Genomic DNA, 1289 nt, shown 5'->3' with positions numbered 1-1289 from the left:
CGACGGCATCGGCAGCGGCCGCCACGCCGCCTCGATCGCCGCCGGTCGCCCCGGCGTGCTGCACGGCAACCGCACCTACGTGATCTGCGACGACGACGGGCAGATCGTCGAGACCCACTCGGTGTCCGCCGGCCTGGACTACCCGGGCGTGGGCCCGGAGCACGCGTTCCTGGCCGACAGCGGCCGCGCCATCTACCAGGGCATCACCGACGACGAAGCGCTGGCCGCGTTCCATCTGCTGGCGCATACCGAAGGCATCCTCGCCGCGCTGGAGTCCAGCCACGCCGTGGCGCAATCGATCAAGCTGGCGCGCGAATTGCCCAAGGACGCGCTGGTGCTGTGCAACCTGTCCGGCCGCGGCGACAAGGATGTGCACACCATCGCCGCGCGCGAGGGGCTGACGCTGTAACGCTTTACCCTTCTCCTTCGGGAGAAGGTGGCGCGGAGCGCCGGATGCGGGTACGGGCGCAGCCCAGTACTCATTCCGCACCGATTCGCCTCTTCCCCTCACCCCAACCCCTCTCCCGGTGGGAGAGGGCGCATAGGTCCCCCATGAACCGCCTCGCCGACACCTTTGCCCGACTCGACGCCCAAGGCCGCAAGGCCCTGATCCCCTTCCTCACCGCCGGCGATCCGTCGCTGGAGGCGGCCGTGCCGGCGATGCACGCGCTGGTCGAGGCCGGTGCCGACGTGATCGAACTGGGCGTGCCGTTCTCCGACCCGATGGCCGATGGCCCGACCATCCAGCGCAGCTCCGAGCGCGCGCTGTCGCGCGGCGCCGGCCTGCGCTACGTGCTGGAGACGGTCAGCGCGTTCCGCCGCGACGACGCCACCACGCCGGTGGTGTTGATGGGCTACCTCAACCCGGTGGAGATCCACGGCACCGCGCGCTTCGCCGAGGAAGCGGTGGCGGCCGGCGTGGACGGCGTCCTGCTGGTCGACCTGCCGCCGGAGGAGTCGGCCGAGACCCTGACGGTCTTCGCCGACGCCGGGCTGGACCTGATCGTGCTGGCCTCGCCGACCACCAGCGACGCGCGCATCGACCTGTTGTGCGAGGCGGCGCGCGGCTACCTGTACTACGTCAGCTTCGCCGGCGTCACCGGCGCCGACCGGCTGGATACCCGCGCCGCCGGCGATCGCCTGCGCCAGTTGCGCGCGCGCTGCCCGGTGCCGGTGGTGGCCGGCTTCGGCATCAAGGACGCCGCCAGCGCCAAGGCCATGGCGGTCGATGCCGACGGCGTGGTGGTGGGCAGTGCGCTGGTCGCGGCGCTGGCCGAGGCCGGCAGCCC

Annotated in this window: 1 protein-coding gene and 1 pseudogene; both read left to right on the top strand. The window is 72.2% G+C overall.

Annotated elements, in window-relative coordinates; translation table 11 throughout:
• Positions 1-409: pseudogene (locus tag D180_RS12830) on the top strand (pyridoxal-phosphate dependent enzyme); the annotation flags it as partial.
• 143 nt (positions 410-552) lie between these two features.
• Positions 553-1289: tryptophan synthase subunit alpha (trpA, locus tag D180_RS12825; protein ID WP_017913103.1), on the top strand; the 737-nt coding region annotated here is incomplete at its 3' end.

The sequence above is a fragment of the Xanthomonas sp. SHU 166 genome, from assembly GCF_000364685.1.
GTDB lineage: Bacteria > Pseudomonadota > Gammaproteobacteria > Xanthomonadales > Xanthomonadaceae > Xanthomonas_A > Xanthomonas_A sontii.
Note: the sequence above shows the minus strand (reverse complement) of the source record. Positions and strands in the feature narration are given on the sequence as shown.